The organism is Spiroplasma endosymbiont of Nomada rufipes (assembly GCF_964277355.1).
In the GTDB taxonomy this organism is placed as follows: domain Bacteria; phylum Bacillota_I; class Bacilli_A; order Mycoplasmatales; family VBWQ01; genus Spiroplasma_E.
In genome coordinates this window covers 669512-687018 of the sequence record NZ_OZ195517.1, presented here as the reverse complement: position 1 = coordinate 687018, position 17507 = coordinate 669512, and the positions used below count along the sequence as shown (strand labels likewise).

The 17507-nt window shown below is 24.2% G+C and carries 19 protein-coding genes, 1 pseudogene and 1 other annotated feature; of the genes and pseudogenes, 8 read left to right on the top strand and 12 right to left on the bottom strand.

The features are described 5' to 3' along the window. Positions 1–10 precede the first annotated feature (10 nt). Genes nadE through obgE form a run of 3 tightly spaced genes read right to left on the bottom strand, consistent with a single transcriptional unit; the run spans position 11 to position 3163 of the window. A complete protein-coding gene (gene nadE / locus ACICQF_RS03760; RefSeq protein WP_338957464.1) occupies positions 11–757 on the bottom strand; it encodes an NAD(+) synthase in 747 nt (248 codons plus the stop codon). Positions 758–759: 2 nt separating this feature from the next. After that, positions 760–1851 carry a DNA recombination protein RmuC gene (locus tag ACICQF_RS03755; protein ID WP_395472813.1) on the bottom strand — a complete coding sequence of 364 codons (1092 nt, stop codon included), beginning with the start codon at positions 1849–1851 and terminating at the stop codon, positions 760–762. A 25-nt stretch (positions 1852–1876) separates the two neighbouring features. Beyond that, positions 1877–3163 (bottom strand): GTPase ObgE, encoded by a 1287-nt coding sequence (obgE, locus tag ACICQF_RS03750; protein ID WP_395472812.1) that lies wholly within the window; start codon positions 3161–3163, stop codon positions 1877–1879. A gap of 281 nt (positions 3164–3444) precedes the next feature. Here obgE and ACICQF_RS03745 point away from each other — a divergent pair, with 281 nt between their 5' ends. The 3 genes from ACICQF_RS03745 (at position 3445) to ACICQF_RS03735 (ending at position 5390) form a co-directional block, all read left to right on the top strand. Continuing rightward, entirely contained in the window at positions 3445–4395 is a 951-nt protein-coding gene (locus ACICQF_RS03745; protein ID WP_395472811.1) for an IS30 family transposase, read from the top strand. A gap of 123 nt (positions 4396–4518) precedes the next feature. Further along, positions 4519–4767 carry a hypothetical protein gene (locus ACICQF_RS03740; RefSeq protein WP_395472810.1) on the top strand — a complete coding sequence of 83 codons (249 nt, stop codon included), beginning with the start codon at positions 4519–4521 and terminating at the stop codon, positions 4765–4767. A gap of 62 nt (positions 4768–4829) precedes the next feature. Continuing rightward, positions 4830–5390 (top strand): hypothetical protein, encoded by a 561-nt coding sequence (locus tag ACICQF_RS03735; RefSeq protein ID WP_395472809.1) that lies wholly within the window; start codon positions 4830–4832, stop codon positions 5388–5390. A 213-nt stretch (positions 5391–5603) separates the two neighbouring features. On the opposite strand, the gene coaBC is transcribed toward ACICQF_RS03735, so the two are convergent. From coaBC to rplU, 4 genes and pseudogenes are all read right to left on the bottom strand, one after another. Beyond that, positions 5604–6776 (bottom strand): bifunctional phosphopantothenoylcysteine decarboxylase/phosphopantothenate--cysteine ligase CoaBC, encoded by a 1173-nt coding sequence (gene coaBC / locus ACICQF_RS03730; RefSeq protein ID WP_395472808.1) that lies wholly within the window; start codon positions 6774–6776, stop codon positions 5604–5606. Positions 6777–6878: 102 nt separating this feature from the next. Next, complete coding sequence (rpmA, locus tag ACICQF_RS03725; RefSeq protein ID WP_338976131.1) at positions 6879–7166, bottom strand: 50S ribosomal protein L27; 288 nt, start codon at positions 7164–7166, stop codon at positions 6879–6881. Positions 7167–7168: 2 nt separating this feature from the next. Then, positions 7169–7480, bottom strand: coding sequence for a ribosomal-processing cysteine protease Prp (locus ACICQF_RS03720; protein ID WP_395472807.1), 312 nt, complete (start codon positions 7478–7480; stop codon positions 7169–7171). A 334-nt stretch (positions 7481–7814) separates the two neighbouring features. Next, positions 7815–8105, bottom strand: a pseudogene (gene rplU / locus ACICQF_RS03715) (50S ribosomal protein L21); the annotation flags it as partial. Between the two features lie 11 nt (positions 8106–8116). After that, positions 8117–8189, bottom strand: a sequence feature (ribosomal protein L21 leader region). 140 nt (positions 8190–8329) lie between these two features. Here rplU and ACICQF_RS03710 point away from each other — a divergent pair. Continuing rightward, positions 8330–9574 carry an ISNCY family transposase gene (locus ACICQF_RS03710; RefSeq protein ID WP_395472806.1) on the top strand — a complete coding sequence of 415 codons (1245 nt, stop codon included), beginning with the start codon at positions 8330–8332 and terminating at the stop codon, positions 9572–9574. Positions 9575–9715: 141 nt separating this feature from the next. Here ACICQF_RS03710 and ACICQF_RS03705 read toward each other — a convergent pair whose 3' ends face one another. From ACICQF_RS03705 to ACICQF_RS03695, 3 genes are read right to left on the bottom strand one after another with little or no spacing between them, the layout of a single operon-like run. Then, positions 9716–10207, bottom strand: coding sequence for a hypothetical protein (locus ACICQF_RS03705; protein ID WP_342257727.1), 492 nt, complete (start codon positions 10205–10207; stop codon positions 9716–9718). Positions 10208–10239: 32 nt separating this feature from the next. After that, positions 10240–10869, bottom strand: a complete 630-nt coding sequence (locus ACICQF_RS03700; protein WP_395472805.1) for a hypothetical protein — start codon at positions 10867–10869, stop codon at positions 10240–10242. Positions 10870–10926: 57 nt separating this feature from the next. Further along, positions 10927–11877: an IS30 family transposase gene (locus tag ACICQF_RS03695; RefSeq protein ID WP_395472804.1), complete on the bottom strand. Its 951-nt coding sequence runs from the start codon at positions 11875–11877 to the stop codon at positions 10927–10929. A 40-nt stretch (positions 11878–11917) separates the two neighbouring features. Between ACICQF_RS03695 and ACICQF_RS03690 the strand changes: the two genes are divergently transcribed. Further along, entirely contained in the window at positions 11918–12073 is a 156-nt protein-coding gene (locus ACICQF_RS03690) for a hypothetical protein (protein ID WP_395472803.1), read from the top strand. A gap of 104 nt (positions 12074–12177) precedes the next feature. On the opposite strand, the gene ACICQF_RS03685 is transcribed toward ACICQF_RS03690, so the two are convergent. Beyond that, a complete protein-coding gene (locus ACICQF_RS03685; protein ID WP_395472802.1) occupies positions 12178–12627 on the bottom strand; it encodes a DxFTY motif-containing membrane protein in 450 nt (149 codons plus the stop codon). 159 nt (positions 12628–12786) lie between these two features. Here ACICQF_RS03685 and ACICQF_RS03680 point away from each other — a divergent pair, with 159 nt between their 5' ends. Together ACICQF_RS03680 and ACICQF_RS03675 are read left to right on the top strand one after the other, a co-directional pair. Then, the gene (locus ACICQF_RS03680; protein WP_395472801.1) at positions 12787–13254 is read left to right on the top strand and encodes a transposase; all 468 of its coding nucleotides are present in this window, start codon (positions 12787–12789) and stop codon (positions 13252–13254) included. Beyond that, positions 13236–13736 carry an IS30 family transposase gene (locus tag ACICQF_RS03675; protein WP_395473702.1) on the top strand — a complete coding sequence of 167 codons (501 nt, stop codon included), beginning with the start codon at positions 13236–13238 and terminating at the stop codon, positions 13734–13736. Before ACICQF_RS03680 ends, ACICQF_RS03675 begins: the two co-directional genes overlap by 19 nt. Before the next feature lie 12 nt (positions 13737–13748). Here ACICQF_RS03675 and ACICQF_RS03670 read toward each other — a convergent pair whose 3' ends face one another. Then, a complete protein-coding gene (locus ACICQF_RS03670; protein WP_395472800.1) occupies positions 13749–14963 on the bottom strand; it encodes a hypothetical protein in 1215 nt (404 codons plus the stop codon). A gap of 327 nt (positions 14964–15290) precedes the next feature. On the opposite strand from ACICQF_RS03670, the gene ACICQF_RS03665 reads away from it, so the two are divergent. Further along, the gene (locus ACICQF_RS03665; RefSeq protein ID WP_252320599.1) at positions 15291–17432 is read left to right on the top strand and encodes an ATP-dependent Clp protease ATP-binding subunit; all 2142 of its coding nucleotides are present in this window, start codon (positions 15291–15293) and stop codon (positions 17430–17432) included. Positions 17433–17507 lie beyond the last annotated feature (75 nt).

Genomic DNA, 17507 nt, shown 5'->3' with positions numbered 1-17507 from the left:
TCTCATTCCTTTATTTTTTTCTTGTTCATTTCGGAGCTTGCGGTACAGGTATTCTTTTGTGTGCACTATTCTGATGCATAAATTCAATTTTATTAATTACTGATGATGGTATTAATGATTTATTTCCTAGTAAATATTGATCTAATTGTTCATACTTAAATTGCATTTCCATTTCATCAGTTTGTCCATCTCATAAACCAGCAGTTGGCTTACGAATAATGATCTCTTCACTAACTTTTAATATCTTTGCTGCAGCAAAAACATCTTTTTTTAACAAATGAATAATTGGTAATAAATCAACACCACCATCACCATATTTAGTAAAATAACCAATGTGTCATTCATCACTATTATCTGTTCCTACAACTAAATAATTATGATTTTGTGCATATGCATAAAGAGTATTCATTCTTAATCTAGCTTTTAAATTGCCTAAAATTAATTTTGATTTTTCTATATTAATTTCAGTTTCTAATGTTTTTTTAAAACTTAAAAAAACATTATTTAAATTAACTACTTTGGCATTTAATTTATGAATATTAACTAAATTATTTGCATATTCTAAATCAATATCTGGTGAAAAACAAGGCATAATTAATGCTAAATGATCATTAGGAAAAGCTTTTTTAATCAATAATGCTACTACTGCTGAGTCAACACCACCACTTAAACCAACAATTAAACCTTTGGCATTTGCTTTTTTTACTTCACTTTGTAAAAATTTAATAATTTCATCTAAATATTGTTCTAAATTCATAATTATTCACTCTCTTTTATTTCTTCAGACATTTCAAAAATATTGTTATAATGTCCAGCAATTTTATTATGGGTTTTATCTAAAGTTTCAATGGCTTTATTAGTTGTATCAAAACCAGCCTTAACTTTTTCTCATCTATCAACCCAACGATCAAAATCATCTTTGAATAAACGTAATTTTTTTGCCATTTTTTCTAAATTTTTATTAAAATCAATGTCTTTACGATTTTTATCAACTGTAAATAAAACAGCAGATAAAGTAGTAGGAGAGGTAATTCAAACACGTTTCTTAAAAGCATATTCAACAATATCATCAGAAAATTGTGCGTAAATAAAAGCAAATATTTCTTCAGAAGGAATAAACATTACTGCGCTAGAAATCTTATTTTTAATATTAATATATTTTCCAACTTCATCAATTCGTTTACGAATATCATTACGAAAATCTTTTAAATAATTTTCTTTAATTTTAATATCTTCACTTACTAAATACCTTTGATAGTTATCAATTGAAAACTTTGAATCAATAGCAATTCCTTCTTTTTCAGAATCTGTTTTTACATAGGCATCAACAACTTTGCCATCAATTGTTTTATATTGTCGTTCTCATAATTTTTGATTTGAACCCAACATATTAGTCAAAATTTTTTCTAAAACAAATTCACCAACATTACCACGTTTTTTAGTATTAATAAAAACTTCTTGTAAACTTTGAATATTATCATTAATTTTTCCTAAAAAAGTTGATGATTCTTGTAACTTTGCTAAATCTTTAATAACATCTACTACTTGTCTTTGAATGACATCAGCATTGCGTTTATAATCATCTTCTTTTTTATCTAAATTTTTTTGAAAATTATCAATATTACTCATTAAATTAATTAATTTTTCGGTTTTATCACGATCCGAACCATTTCATGATGTTTTAAAATCATTTAATTGTTCTTTTAAAGTTTCTACTTGCATTTTCAAAAAGTCTTGTGCAATTGGGTCACTAGTAACATTCTGACTTTTTTTAATTTGCATATAAATTATTAAGCCACCAATACTACTAATAATTAAAATAACTACCAATAAACTAATTACTATTTCCATTTCCTATTTTCCTTTGCCCTTTTTTTTATTCTTCTTCTCAAATCATATCATAATTAAAAATCTTAACATGATCACCTTTTTTTATTCCTTGCTTTCTTAATTCATCATAAATTCCTAAATCTTGTAATTTAATTTTAAATAATAAAATATTATGATAATTATTTAAAGGATTTTTTTGATATATTACTTCAACGGTTTTACCAGAAATAGTTCATTGATTATTTGCAAATTTAGTAATAATAACTTGTGGAACTTCTTCTTTATTAGTATATTCATAAAGAATATGTTCTTCATTATTTTCATTATTATTAACTTGATGCAGTTGTTCTTTTTCAACAGCTTTAGCAATATCTTTAATTAATATATCCAAACTAATATGTTTCATAGCAGAAATTGCAATTATTGGTAATTTAATTTGTTCTTTTAATTTCTCTAAATTAGTTTGTGCATCTGGTAAATCAATTTTATTTGCAACAATTAAATGCGGTTTTTTTGTCAAATCTTTATTATAACTTTCTAATTCACTCATAATTAATTGATAATTTAAAAAATGATCTTGAGTCTTATCACTAATATCAATCATATGTACTAAAACTTGACAACGTTCAATATGACGCAAAAACTGTAAACCTAGTCCTTTTCCTAAACTAGCTCCTGCTATTAATCCAGGCAAATCCGCCATAACAAAATTATTATTTTTATCAACTCTAACAACACCTAAATGTGGATTAAGAGTAGTAAAAGGATAATCAGCAACTGTTGGAGTTGAAGCAGAAATAGCTCTTAATAATGTTGATTTACCGGCGTTAGGCAACCCAACTAATCCGGCATTGGCCAATAATTTCAACTCACAAATTATTTCAAAATGTTGTCCAGGCATTCCTTTTTCACATATTTTAGGTACTCGATTTATTGCCGAAGCAAAACGAGCATTTCCTCGTCCACCAAGACCACCGGCAGCAATTATTATTTCTTGTTTATCTTTAATAATATCACCAAGAATATTTTGAGTTTTGTTATCTCTAATAATAGTACCTAATGGAACTTTTACATAAGTATTGGTTCCTTTACGTCCATGCATATTTTTGTGTGCACCATTTTTACCATCTTCAGCAGTTATCTCTTTATTTTTACGTAAGTCTAATAGAGTATTCATACCTGAATCACCAATAAAGATAATATTACCGCCTCTTCCTCCATCTCCACCAGATGGACCACCTTTGGCTACATAAAGTTCACGACGAAAAGCAACAACACCATCACCGCCTTTGCCGGCAGTAACTTTTAATTTTGTTACATCTATAAAACGCATTTCTTACTCCTTTTTTTTATATTAAAAATAACTCTTATTATATAGTGTTAACATTTTTGTGTAAAATACTATTTTATTTTTCATATAATTTTAGTATACAGATATTATTGTTAAAAAAATAATAATTTACTATATCTAGTTAATATTTTTTGTAAACTATTTTTGCTTTATGAAAATGCTGAATTATACTTGTAAGTGCAAGTAAATAAAATTGCAAAAAATTCTCATATAAAAATTTCATAATTCTAAATTTAGTTTAGAAAAAAGTAAGGAGTTTTTATATGAGTTATAAACATCTTGGCATAGATGAAAGGATTTATATTGATAATCAATTGAAATTTAAATTTAAAATTAGTGAAATAGCTAAAAATCTTAATCGAAGTATTAGTACTATTATTCGAGAAATTAATAGAAATAAAGATAATAATCATTATTTTTCATTAATTGCACAAAATAAAGCTGAAAATCGAAAACAATCACATATTAGTTTTCATAAGTTTAAAAATAAGAATTTAGTAAAATATGTACAACAAAAATTACTATTAGGTTGATCACCTGAACAAATTTATGGCAGAATTAAAAATTTTCATAAAGAGTGAGTTATTAGTTTTAAAACAATTTATACTTGAATTTATTTTGGAATGCTTGATAAAGTTACTAGTAAAAATTTAAGAAGAAAAGGTAAAAAACGAAAATCTCAAGAGAATCGTGGCAAGTTTAATGGTAAATCAATTAAAGAACGAGATATAAATGTTAATGATCGTATAACACTTGGTCATTGAGAAGGAGATACTATAGTATCATCACGAGGTAAAAGCAAATCATGTTTAATAACTTTAGTTGAAAGAGTATCACGATTTACTTTAGCAATATTAGTTAAAAACAGAACTACTAAAGTTATTAATAAAAATGTCAGTTATTATTTATCAATTATTCCTAAAAACATTGTTAAAACTATTACTTTTGATCGTGGCAAAGAATTTTCAAATTGACAACAACTTGAAAAAAATTTAGATGTAAAAATTTATTTTGCCAATCCATATTCACCTTGACAAAGAGGTACTAATGAAAATACTAATGGTTTAATTAGAGAAAAATTTCCTAAAAAATTTATTTTTTCAAAAACTAATAAAAATGAAGTTCATAAATTTATATTGTCTTTAAATCAAAGACCGAGAAAAATATTAAATTATCTTTCACCAATCGAATATTTGGATAGAAAAATAATTTAGTTGCACTTACCTTTACAATTTAGCATTTATAAGAAAAAATAAATGAAAATTTAATTAAAAATATTTTAATAAATCTCAATTATTAAAAATAAATATTTATATTTAAAAAGGGGTGCTTTAAAAATGATAAATGATAAAGATAAAAATATAGTAAAAAAATCTGATGTTGATAGTTGATGAGGTATTACCACTAGCAATAAATGTGATAAAAAAATTGAGAAATTAAATAAAAAATTACAAGAAACATGTAATAAATTAGACGAAATAAGCAATCTTTATACAAAATCAGTAAAAGAAAACAAAAATTTTGAATATAAAGTTAAAGAACTAAAAGAAGAATTAAAAAAAATCAAGATAATAATACAAAATTAGAAACAAACTTAAAAGAAGCAACAGAAAGTATTGAACATTTACAAGAAATAATCCAAGATTACATGGATAATAAAGAAAAACTAGAAGAAGAACTAAAAGAAATTCAAGATAATAATATAAAACTGGAAACAAAATTAAAAGAAGTAGAAAATGATAAAGAAAAACTAGAAACAGAACTTAAAGATTATAAAAATAATAATGAAAATTTAGAAGAAGAATTAAGAAAATCTAGATATACTATAGCAAAACAAGCAGCAGAATTAAGAGAATCTAAAGGTATTAAAGAAAAATTAGAACAACAATTAAAAGAAGCAGAAAAAAATATTAGATATTTACAAAAAATAATACAAGAAAATACAGAAAGTAAAACACAATTAGAAAAAGAATTAAAAGATTATATAAATAAAAACCAAAAATTAGAAAAAGAACTAAAACAATCTCAATATGATAAAGAAAAATTAGAAAAACAATTAAAACATTCAAAAGAAAACATTGAAGAACTAAAAAAAATAATACAAGATTGTAAAAACACTGTAGAAAAACTAGAAAAAGAATTAAAAAATACTAAGGATATTAATAAAAAAATTAGAGACTTTGTACTTGAATGTGTACCTTTAAATTAAAAAAACACTTAAATATATAACCTTTTCTTATATATTTATTGATACAAATTAATTACATATTCAAATTTTATTATAAAAAATGAACAATATATATTTAACATTAAAATATCATATTGTTCATTTTTTATAATAAAGTTAGCTATATAAATATTTTTTTAAAATAATCTATTGTTAGGAAAAAATATTAAAGCAATAAATTCTATTTTTATTATATTAATAATATAAAATATTCTTACTTATAATATCAACTATCTGCTTAGCAACTTCCACTTTTGAACCAATTAAATTATAATTATTATTTTTAAAATAAAAATTAATTTCTGTTTCATTTTTACCCATAACACTAATATTATTAATACAAATACCATCACAATTTTTAATTTTCATTTTTTCGATACCAAGATTTTTATCATTAAATTCTTGAGCAGCAAAACCAATTAAAACTTGTTTTGTTTTCTGCTTACCTAAAAATGCCAATACATCAATATTAGCAATCAGTGATAAAGATAAATTTTCGTTTTTATTTTTAATTATTTTATTAGGAATATATTTACTTACTTTATAATCATTTAAAGCAGCAGCACATATTACAATATCAGCATTATCAAAGTTTTCTTTCATTGCTAAGAACATTTTTTCATTAGTATTTGCTTCAATAATAGTTAGGTTTTTTTGCGATTTAATTTCAAAATCACAATCACCTGCAACTAATACTACTTTAGCGTTAGTTTTAAGAAAAGCATCTACTAATGCTTTACCCATTTTTCCTGAAGAATTATTAGTAATATAACGAATTGGATCAATATAAGTTCTAGTACGACCAATATTAATTAAAATTTTTTTATTAGATAAATCAATACTTTTTTTAAAAAAATCTTTAATTATTGTTAATGCATTATCTGGACTTTTAACCCGTCCATCACCAATCATCTTACAGGCTAACATTCCTGAATCTGGAGGAATAATAGTAATATTTTCAAAATTAGATAATTCTAATAAATTTTTTTGAAAACTTTGATTGTGATACATATTATGATTCATTGCTGGAAATAATATCTTTTCTGCTTTGGAAGCTAAAAATACTGATAATGCTAAACTATCAGCAATTGCTAAATTTGCTTTACTAATAAAACTCATAGTAGCAGGATAAACAACAATTAAATTTGTTTTAATTGCTAAATTAGTGTGAGTAATTAAATCTCCTTTAACATATGATTCTTGTTCAAACATTTCAGAATAATAAGAAAATGTTTTATCTTCTAGAAAATGTAAAGAACTTTTAGTACAAATAATATCAACCAAAAATTCTTTTTTTAATTGCTTTAATAAAATTAAAGCTTTGTTTGCTGCAATACTACCAGTAATTATTAAAGTAATATGTTTCATTATTTTCTCCTATCATATCATTAAACATAAAATAAACAAACAAAACCTATCTTCAAAATATGATAGCATTGAAAATAGGTTTTTATTATTAAAAATTTATTTTTACTTTTTATCAAGTATAACTGAAACTCGTGTTTTATTTTTTTTAAAAATAGTATACTTAACAATTCCTGATTTTAAAGCAAATAAGGTATCATCATCACCACGTCCTACATTTTCACCAGGGTGAATTTTAGTTCCACGTTGACGATAAATAATTGTTCCCTCTTTTAAACTTTGTCCATCACCAATTTTAGCACCTAAACGTTTAGAATGTGAATCACGACCATTACGAGTTGAACCCACTCCTTTTTTTGAAGCAAATAATTGTAAATTTAATTTATAAAACATAATTACACCTCCTTTATGTTAATATATTTTGGATATTGTTCTTTAATAGTTTTTAATTGTCAAAGCATTGTTTTTAAAATGATTTGACTATTATTAGTGAAACTAGCAACTTTAAGTTTAACTAATCCAGCAGTATTATTAATTACTTGAACTTGATAATAATCAAGTTCATGAAGTGCATTTAATGTACCAATAACAATGGCTGAAATCCCTGCACAAACAATATCATTTCCAATTTTTGAAAAATTAGCATGACCAGTAATTATAACTTCTACAATGTTACTATTTTGGTAATTATAAGTAACTTTAACCATAATTTGATATTACCTTAAATTATTTTTTATTATTTTCATCATCTTCTTTAACAACTTTAACAGTCATATTTTTATGATCAAAAATAGTTTTTAAATTACCTTCACTAACAACAGTTTTAGTGTTATCTGGTTCTGTAATATTATCCTTAACAACTGATTTAGTTTTAACAACTTTTTCTTTTGTAAGTTCTTTTTTTACTTTACTAACTACTGATTTTGGCTCTTTAATAATAGGAGTTACTACTTCAGAAATTACTTCTTTTTTTGCTTCATCTTTAATTACTGGTTTTGATTGTTCTGCCTTCTTATCAACAAGACTTTTACCAGCAAGTAAAATATCAGTAATTAATACCTTTGTATATGGCTGACGGTGTCCAGACATTGTTTTTGAATTTTTCTTAGGTTTATATTTAAACACTCGAATCTTTTTTGATTTATCTTGTTTAATAATCTCACCATGAACTTCAGCACCTTTTAGGAAAGGTTTACCGAATTGTTGATCAATCATCAATATTTTGTCAAAAATAATTTTATCTTTAGCTTTGCCAACAAGTTTTTCAACAAAAATTTCTTGACCATAGGAAACATTAATTTGTTTTCCTCCTGTTTGAATAACTACAAACATTTTTCTTATTACCTCCAGTTTAGACTCGCCTTATAGGTGGAATAAATCACTTGTTAACCTAAAGTAGAGCGGTTGAAACTGCATAAACAGTCTTAAATATTATAAAGTATTTTTTATTAAAAGCAATACAAAATTTAGAATATGTCATTATTTAGTGATAATTTCCTATTAGTTATCGAGCAAAAATTTCCCAAAAGTAAAGTTAAATATACTTGGTGATAAATATGGAAAGAAGCATGACTATGAAAGAAAAATATAAGTTTAATATTATAAATGACATTATTATTAATAAATTATCTAAACATCAAGCTAAGAATAAACTTAACCTAACTATTAGAAGAATTAACCAATTAATTCAAATTTTCAATAGAGAAGGTAAAGTTGGTTTTATTCATAAATCCCGAAATAAAATTTCTAATAAAACAACAAATTTTGAAATCAAAATTAAGATTATGAATTTATATAAAACCAAATATTATAATTTTAATTTTCAACATTTCCATGAGAAATTAAACAATGAAGAAAAAATTAAAATTTCATATAGTACACTTTATACTATATTAATTAAAGAAAAAATTACTTCACCAAAAAGACATAAAAATAAGAAAAATAACTTGCATCCTACAAGAAACCGAAGAACAAATTTTGGTGAATTAATTCAAATGGATGTAAGTAATCATCATTGATTTGGTAAGGATAAATCAAAAGCTTTTTTACATGCTGCAATTGATGATGCTACAGGCAATATTGTCGGACTATGATTTGATCATCAAGAAACATTAGATGGTTATTATAATGTTTTTTATCAAATTTTAACTAAATATGGCATACCAAAAACATTTTATACTGATAACAGAACAGTTTTTGGATATAAAAAACAAATCGATGCTGGCAAAATAAACACGGAAAATGATACTTATACTCAATTCCAAAAGTCTTGTAATGATTTAGGTGTTGAAATTATTAGAACTTCCATTCCACAAGCTAAGGGTAGAATCGAACGCTTATTTGGAACACTTCAAAGTCGCTTAATTAGTGAACTTAGACTTAATAAAATTAAAAATTTAGAAGAAGCTAATCAATTTCTTAAAATATATATAAGTATTTTTAATAAGCAATTTGCCTTACCTATTGATAATAATAAATCTGCTATGATTAAAGCTCCAAACCAAGAAGAAATAAATATTTATCTTTCAAGATTTTCTAAAAGAAAAACGGATAGTGGTTCAACTATAACATATTATGGTAAAAAGTATTTTCCTTATAAAAATAGCAAAGTTCAATACATACAACCTAGAACTGATGTAATTGTACTTAAATCGTTTATTAATGAGTTATATCTTAGTTATAATCATCAAATATATGAATTAAAAGAAATAGCACCAAAACCAATTATCAAAGAAGAGTTGATAAAAACTAAAAAGGTTTATATACCAAATAAAAACCATCCTTGAAGATATGGATACTAATAATACCAAATTAAAATTAGATAAAATTCTTTTTATAAAAGATTATTTTTGTGAATAATTAACTATATAAAATTTTAAATCGTTTGTCGAGCAGCAAATTTGATGCCTTAAAATTGATTTTAAAGATATAAAAAAATAAAATTATACACCACCAATAGCACAAGCACCAGAAGCCATTGTTGTAATACCACCAACAACATTACCAATTATGGGAATAGTATTTAAAGCACCATTAACAATAGTTAATGTGTTTTCACAATTTAAATTTGATTTATTTTCTAGATTTAGAAGTCTGTTGTCAAGTTCATTAACTTGTTTTTTTAAAGTTTCAAAATCTGCTTTGATTCCTTGAATATTTTTGTTTAATTCATCTAACTTTAATTCATGTTCAATTAAAGTTGAAATATAACTTCAATCTCTTATATAACCTTTTATTATTTCTTTTTCTTGTCTTTTTCAATTATATAATGCTTGAGGATTAAATGTTTTAGAATTATTGATTGCTTGTGGTAAAGTAGAATTTCATTCATTTATATGTGCAAATCATTGTTTAACTTTTGAATCATTTGCTATAATATTTGAAATTTCATTAAATTTATCTTGTTTTACATAGGTAAAAGTTGGTTTTGTCAAACCATAAGAATAGGGACTAAAAGTACCAACAATTATTTTTTTTCAAAATAGCCAATAAAGTGTGAGTAATTAGATTTATCCAATAAATAAACTTCTGATAATTTAAAATTATGATATTTTTTCTTTATGGCACTTTTAATTTCGTTATCAACGTTATGATTAATTTTTCCTAAATTAATTTTTATATCTTTATTTCAATCTGGAAAATCATTTTCTAAATTATCAAGACGATTATTTGGATAATATTTCTCATCTTCTGTTATTATTCTTACTGATTCAAAATCAAATCAATTAAATGGTTTTTCATAAAGTACAATTTCTATACGTTCTTTTCTAGAACTATCTGTATATACTTTTTCAATTTTTGAAAAATTATCTCAAATTGTTTTACCTACTTGTTGTATTTCTTTTCATGTTCATGGAAAAATTGCAGTAATTGAAATATCATTAGAATTATATCGTTGCATCATATCCTCTTTAAATTTTTCGCCAAGTTCTCATGCAGGATTATCTTTTCAATAATGATAATCAGCTATTATTCCTTCAAAAGTTTTTGGTGTAAATGAACAAGTTACTTTACCTCAACTACCCCTTATTTCGTTTTTACCATTTAATGTTCTTTTTAATCGATTTCTGTGTTTTTCATGACGATGTTTATTCATATTTATTTTGCTATTTGTTGTTGGGTTTTTAATGCTAAATTGTAAAGGTAAGTGCAACTAAATTATTTTTCTATCCAAATATTCGATTGGTGAAAGATAATTTAATATTTTTCTCGGTCTTTGATTTAAAGACAATATAAATTTATGAACTTCATTTTTATTAGTTTTTGAAAAAATAAATTTTTTAGGAAATTTTTCTCTAATTAAACCATTAGTATTTTCATTAGTATCTCTTTGTCAAGGTGAATATGGATTGGCAAAATAAATTTTTACATCTAAATTTTTTTCAAGTTGTTGTCAATTTGAAAATTCTTTGCCACGATCAAAAGTAATAGTTTTAACAATGTTTTTAGGAAGAATTGATAAATAATAACTGACATTTTTATTAATAACTTTAGTAGTTCTGTTTTTAACTAATATTGCTAAAGTAAATCGTGATACTCTTTCAACTAAAGTTATTAAACATGATTTGCTTTTACCTCGTGATGATACTATAGTATCTCCTTCTCAATGACCAAGTGTTATACGATCATTAACATTTATATCTCGTTCTTTAATTGATTTACCATTAAACTTGCCACGATTTTCTTTAGATTTTCGTTTTTTACCTTTTCTTCTTAAATTTTTACTAGTAACTTTATCAAGCATTCCAAAATAAATTCAAGTATAAATTGTTTTAAAACTAATAACTCACTCTTTATGAAAGTTTTTAATTCTGCCATAAATTTGTTCAGGTGATCAACCTAATAGTAATTTTTGTTGTACATATTTTACTAAATTCTTATTTTTAAACTTATGAAAACTAATATGTGATTGTTTTCGATTTTCAGCTTTATTTTGTGCAGTTAATGAAAAATAATGATTATTATCTTTATTTCTATTCATTTCTCGAATAATAGTACTAATACTTCGATTAAGATTTTTAGCTATTTCACTAATTTTAAATTTAAATTTCAATTGATTCTCAATATAAATCCTTTCATCTATGCCAAGATGTTTATAACTCATATAAAAACTCCTTACTTTTTTCTAAACTAAATTTAGCATTATGAAATTTTTATATGAGAATTTTTTGCAATTTTATTTACTTACACTTACAAGTATAATTCAGCAATTAAATGCTTCAGTATGTTCATCATTAATAGTTGATAAAAAACTATTTGCTGGAACAATTACAAATGTATGAGAATTAGATATTGAATAATTTTTATACAGTAAATAAAAAACATATATTTAAAAAGGTGTGTAACATATATTACGCGCCTTTTTTTCGTTTTATTTTTTTAGATTTATATCACTTATTATAACTTAATATATGATTTTTTTTTGTTTTTTTCTTAATACTAATAATAAAATAATACTCGTTAAAAAAATACCAATAACAGCACCAGCGATTGAAATAATAAAACTTATTAAAATTTGTTGAGGAGTTAAAAAGTATCCTGACAAATAAAATAATGATAAAACAAAAGCAAATGGAATACTATATGTAAATTGATCTAATTGATGTAATTTTAACTTATATGTAATAAAGGTTATAATAAAAGTAAATATGATTAAACTTAAACTAGAAAGTACCATTATTCAAAAAGGTAATTTAAAAGTAAAAGTAAAATCAGTACTAGTAGTAAAAAAAAGAATAATTCCTGGAATTAATACTTGTATTATTAAATAGCCAACACTTATCAAAAACTTAGTTCTTGGAAATGTATTTTCACTATTATTTTCAAAATTAACTTCTTGGTTTTTATTTTCCATACTTATCCTCTTCTATAATATAATTCTTTACAATTTTAACATGCTTTTATCAATAGCTGAATTATACTTGTAAGTGCAAGTAAATAAAATTGCAAAAAATTCTCATATAAAAATTTCATAATGCTAAATTTAGTTTAGAAAAAAGTCAGGAGTTTTTATATGAATTATAAACATCTTGGCATAGATGAAAGGATTTATATTGAGAATCAATTGAAATTTAAATTTAAAATTAGTGAAATAGCTAAAAATCTTAATCGAAGTATTAGTACTATTATTCGAGAAATTAATAGAAATAAAGATAATAATCATTATTTTTCATTAATTGCACAAAATAAAGCTGAAAATCGAAAACAATCACATATTAGTTTTCATAAGTTTAAAAATAAGAATTTAGTAAAATATGTACAACAAAAATTACTATTAGGTTGATCACCTGAAAAAATTTATGGCAGAATTAAAAATTTTCATAAAGAGTGAGTTATTAGTTTTAAAACAATTTATACTTGAATTTATTTTGGAATGCTTGATAAAGTTACTAGTAAAAATTTAAGAAGAAAAGGTAAAAACGAAAATCTAAAGAAAATCGTGGCAAGTTTAATGGTAAATCAATTAAAGAACGAGATATAAATGTTAATGATCGTATAACACTTGGTCATTGAGAAGAAGATACTATAGTATCATCACGAGGTAAAAGCAAATCATGTTTAATAACTTTAGTTGAAAGAGTATCACGATTTACTTTAGCGATATTAGTTAAAAACAGAACTACTAAAGTTATTAATAAAAATGTCAGTTATTATTTATCAATTCTTCCTAAAAACATTGTTAAAACTATTACTTTTGATCGTGGCAAAGAATTTTCAAATTGACAACAACTTGAAAAAAATTTAGATGTAAAAATTTATTTTGCCAATCCATATTCACCTTGACAAAGAGGTACTAATGAAAATACTAATGGTTTAATTAGAGAAAAATTTCCTAAAAAATTTATTTTTTCAAAAACTAATAAAAATGAAGTTCATAAATTTATATTGTCTTTAAATCAAAGACCGAGAAAAATATTAAATTATCTTTCACCAATCGAATATTTGGATAGAAAAATAATTTAGTTGCACTTACCTTTACAATTGAGCATTATAAATATTTAAATATTGTCTTGAATAACTATCAACTTTATCATTTACTATTCTTTGTAATAAATAAATAGTATGATCTTCATATTGATATGTTTTTAATGGTTGATTTGAAATAGGTGTTACCTTTTCTTCTTGTGGAACAAGATTATCATCAACACGCTGATATATTCATTTATCTTCACTAACATTAGCAGTAATAACAGCTTCTGATTTAATTTGACTAAAAGCAATCATTTGTAAATTACTATTTTTTTCATCATTAATAAAATATTGATGAATTAATGAAGAATTAACTTCTTTTTCATTAATAACTTGAATGTCTGGCATAGAACTATTAATAGTAAGTTTTTCTTGTCTTAAAACAGTACTACCATCACTATCGTTTCATTTAACATTATATATAGTGGTCTTATTTTTACTATAATCTTGGTTTAAAATAGCATAGTCAAAAGTTTTATTACTATTAGTTTTAACATTTTTTTTCATTTCTCTGTTTTCATTATTAATAGAAATTTCTAATCCTGATTTTTTAAAAGGAGGATGCACATAAAAAACAAATATTTCATTACTAAAACTATCCTTAGTATTTGCAAATGGTCCAATTGGAAATATTTTAGCACGCGTTTCAAAATTAGATTTTTGAAAATTAGTACTTGGTTGTAAATTATATGGAACTTCCATTAAAGTATTAATGTCACTTGCTTCATATATTGTTGCAAAAAGTCCTGCATCAATACTTTCTTTAATTGTTTGATGATATTGTAAAATTAAATTATTACTTTTTTCATTAAAAGTATGACCAAAAGCACCCGCAGTAAGAAAACCTTGTGCATTTTTAAAATAACTACTATTATCATTAATAATACTTTTTAATTGACTATAACCTTGATCATTAATAATATCATTGGTTTCAATATTACTATGTGTTCAATCATTATTAATAATTTGATCATAACTATCAAAATTAACATTTAATGGTGTACTTTTAACATTATTATATAAATATTGTGAATCATTATTTCAAGATTTAATACTATTAACTAAGTTACGATTTGATGACTTAACAGTAATATGAAAGCCGCTAACTTTACTATTACTAGTTTGATGATTTTTATTATTAAAACTAATACTTAATACTGAGGTTACTAATAAACTGCTAGCACTAAGTAATAAAATTAATTTTTGTTTAAATTGTTTCATAATATTTCCTTATAAATTTAATATTTAAAATTTATTAAATTACTATTATTTATTTTTATCTAGCAATTATGTAATTAGTATATCAATTCTTTTAAAAATATGATATATATTATTTACACGAGAAATATATATTTAAGATCTAAAATACCTACAAGATCTATCACAAATATTAATATTATATTAAGTTTCTTTAATTGAAAATACTTATCCCTAATTCAATTAAATATAAAATTAGCAGTTACTACTTGAAACTGCTAATTTTATTTGTTAGTATATTAATATGATTAGCAATCAAGTAATTATAGTGCTAAAAAGAGGAGTGACATTATGCAATTAAATGAAATCCCTAACTATAGTAATGATCCTAAAATTCTTGATAAATTTGCTCGTAATCTAATTGTACAAGCTAAAACAGGAAAAATGGATCCTATTATTGGACGTGATGAAGATATTCGTAAAGTAGAAGAAATACTCTCACGAAAAACTAAAAACAACCCCGTCTTAATCGGTTTACCTGGTATTGGTAAGACTGCTATTATTGAAGGTTTAGCCCAACGTATTGTTCGTGGTGATGTTCCTAGTAACTTAAAAGATAAAATTATTTATGAACTAGATATGGGAGCACTAATTGCTGGCGCTAAATTCCAAGGTGAGTTTGAAGAACGATTAAAAGCGGTTATTAACCAAATTAAAAATTCTAATGGAAAAATTATTTTATTTATTGATGAACTACATTTAATTGTTGGTGCTGGTAGAACACAAGGTTCAATGGATGCTTCTAATTTACTAAAACCAATGTTAGCACGTGGTGAACTACGTTGTATTGGTGCCACAACACTTGACGAATATCGTCAATACATTGAAAAAGATGCAGCCCTTGAACGAAGATTTCGTAAGATGATTATTAAAGAACCAACAACAGAAGATACAACTGCTATCTTACGTGGTTTAAAAGAACGTTTTGAAGCTTATCATGGTGTAAAAATTCATGATAGTGCATTAAGAGAAGCTGTGTATCTATCTAATAAATATATTAATGATCGTTACTTACCTGATAAAGCAATTGACTTAATTGATGAAGCTTGTGCTAGTATTAAAACTGAAATTGCTTCTGTTCCTAGTGATTTAGATGATATAAGAAGAAAAGTCTTACAATTAAAAATTGAACAAGCAGCCTTAAGCAAAGAAAAAGATGAAAACTCGCAAACAAGACTAATTGAAGTCGATAAACAATTAAAAACTAAAAAAAATACTTTACAACAATTAGAAGATAAATGAATCAAAGAAAAGTCAGCATTAGACCATATTACTAGTTTAAAAAATAAATTAGAAAATGCTAAATCAGAATTAGAATTGTATCAATTATCAGGTAATTTTACAAAAGCTGGTGAACTACAATATAGTATTATTCCCAACTTAGAAAAAGAACTTAAAGATAGTGAAAATATAAAAAAAGATAATCCTTTACTACGCGAAGATGTTACTAGTGAAGATATTGCAAAAGTTGTTGCAAAATGAACTGGCATTCCTGTTACTCGTTTATTAGCAACTGAAAAAGAAAAATTATTAAAATTACCCTTAACTTTAAATACGAGAATTAAAGGTCAAAGTAATGCCCTACAGTTGGTAAGCGATGCTTTAATTAGAGCTCGTGCTGGCATTAAAGATCCCAATCGCCCAATTGGTTCATTTATTTTCTTGGGTCCAACCGGTGTTGGAAAAACTGAAGTTGCTAGAACCTTAGCTGATATTTTATTTGATAGCGAAAAAAATATGGTTCGTATTGATATGTCAGAATTTATGGAAAAACACGCAGTTAGCAAATTACTAGGTTCACCTCCTGGCTATGTTGGTTATGAAAACGGTGGACAATTAACCGAAAAAGTAAGAAGAAATCCTTATAGTATCATTCTTTTTGATGAAATCGAAAAAGCCCATCCTGAAGTATTAAATATTTTATTACAAATTCTTGATGAAGGTAGAATTACAGACAGTCATGGTCTCTTAATTGACTTTAAAAACACAATAATTATTATGACTTCAAATCTTGGTTCACAAGAACTATTAAGTGGTAAAGATAACAGCAAAGAGCAAGCATTAAATATCTTAAAAAAATCATTTCGACCAGAATTTATTAATCGAATTGATGAAATTGTTATCTTCAATCCATTAAGTAAAAAAGTAATAACAGAAATTATTATTAAAGAATTAGATACTTTATTATTGCGATTAAGACAAGAAAAAAATTTACAATTATCTTATGAATCAGAAGTAGTTAATAAAATACTAAAAGATGCTTATGATGAAGAATATGGCGCACGACCGATTAAACGCTATATTCAACACTATATTGAAACTATTATCGCACAAGCTATTATTAAAGAAGAACTAATACCCCACAAACGAATGGTAATTACTATCAATAAAGACAATATGTTTATTCTCAGTAAAAAAATAAAATTCAATTAAGTCTTGATATTATTACACTCTCAGTTATAATTATATAAGTATTGGCATTCAATGTTAATGAATGCTAAAAAAGGT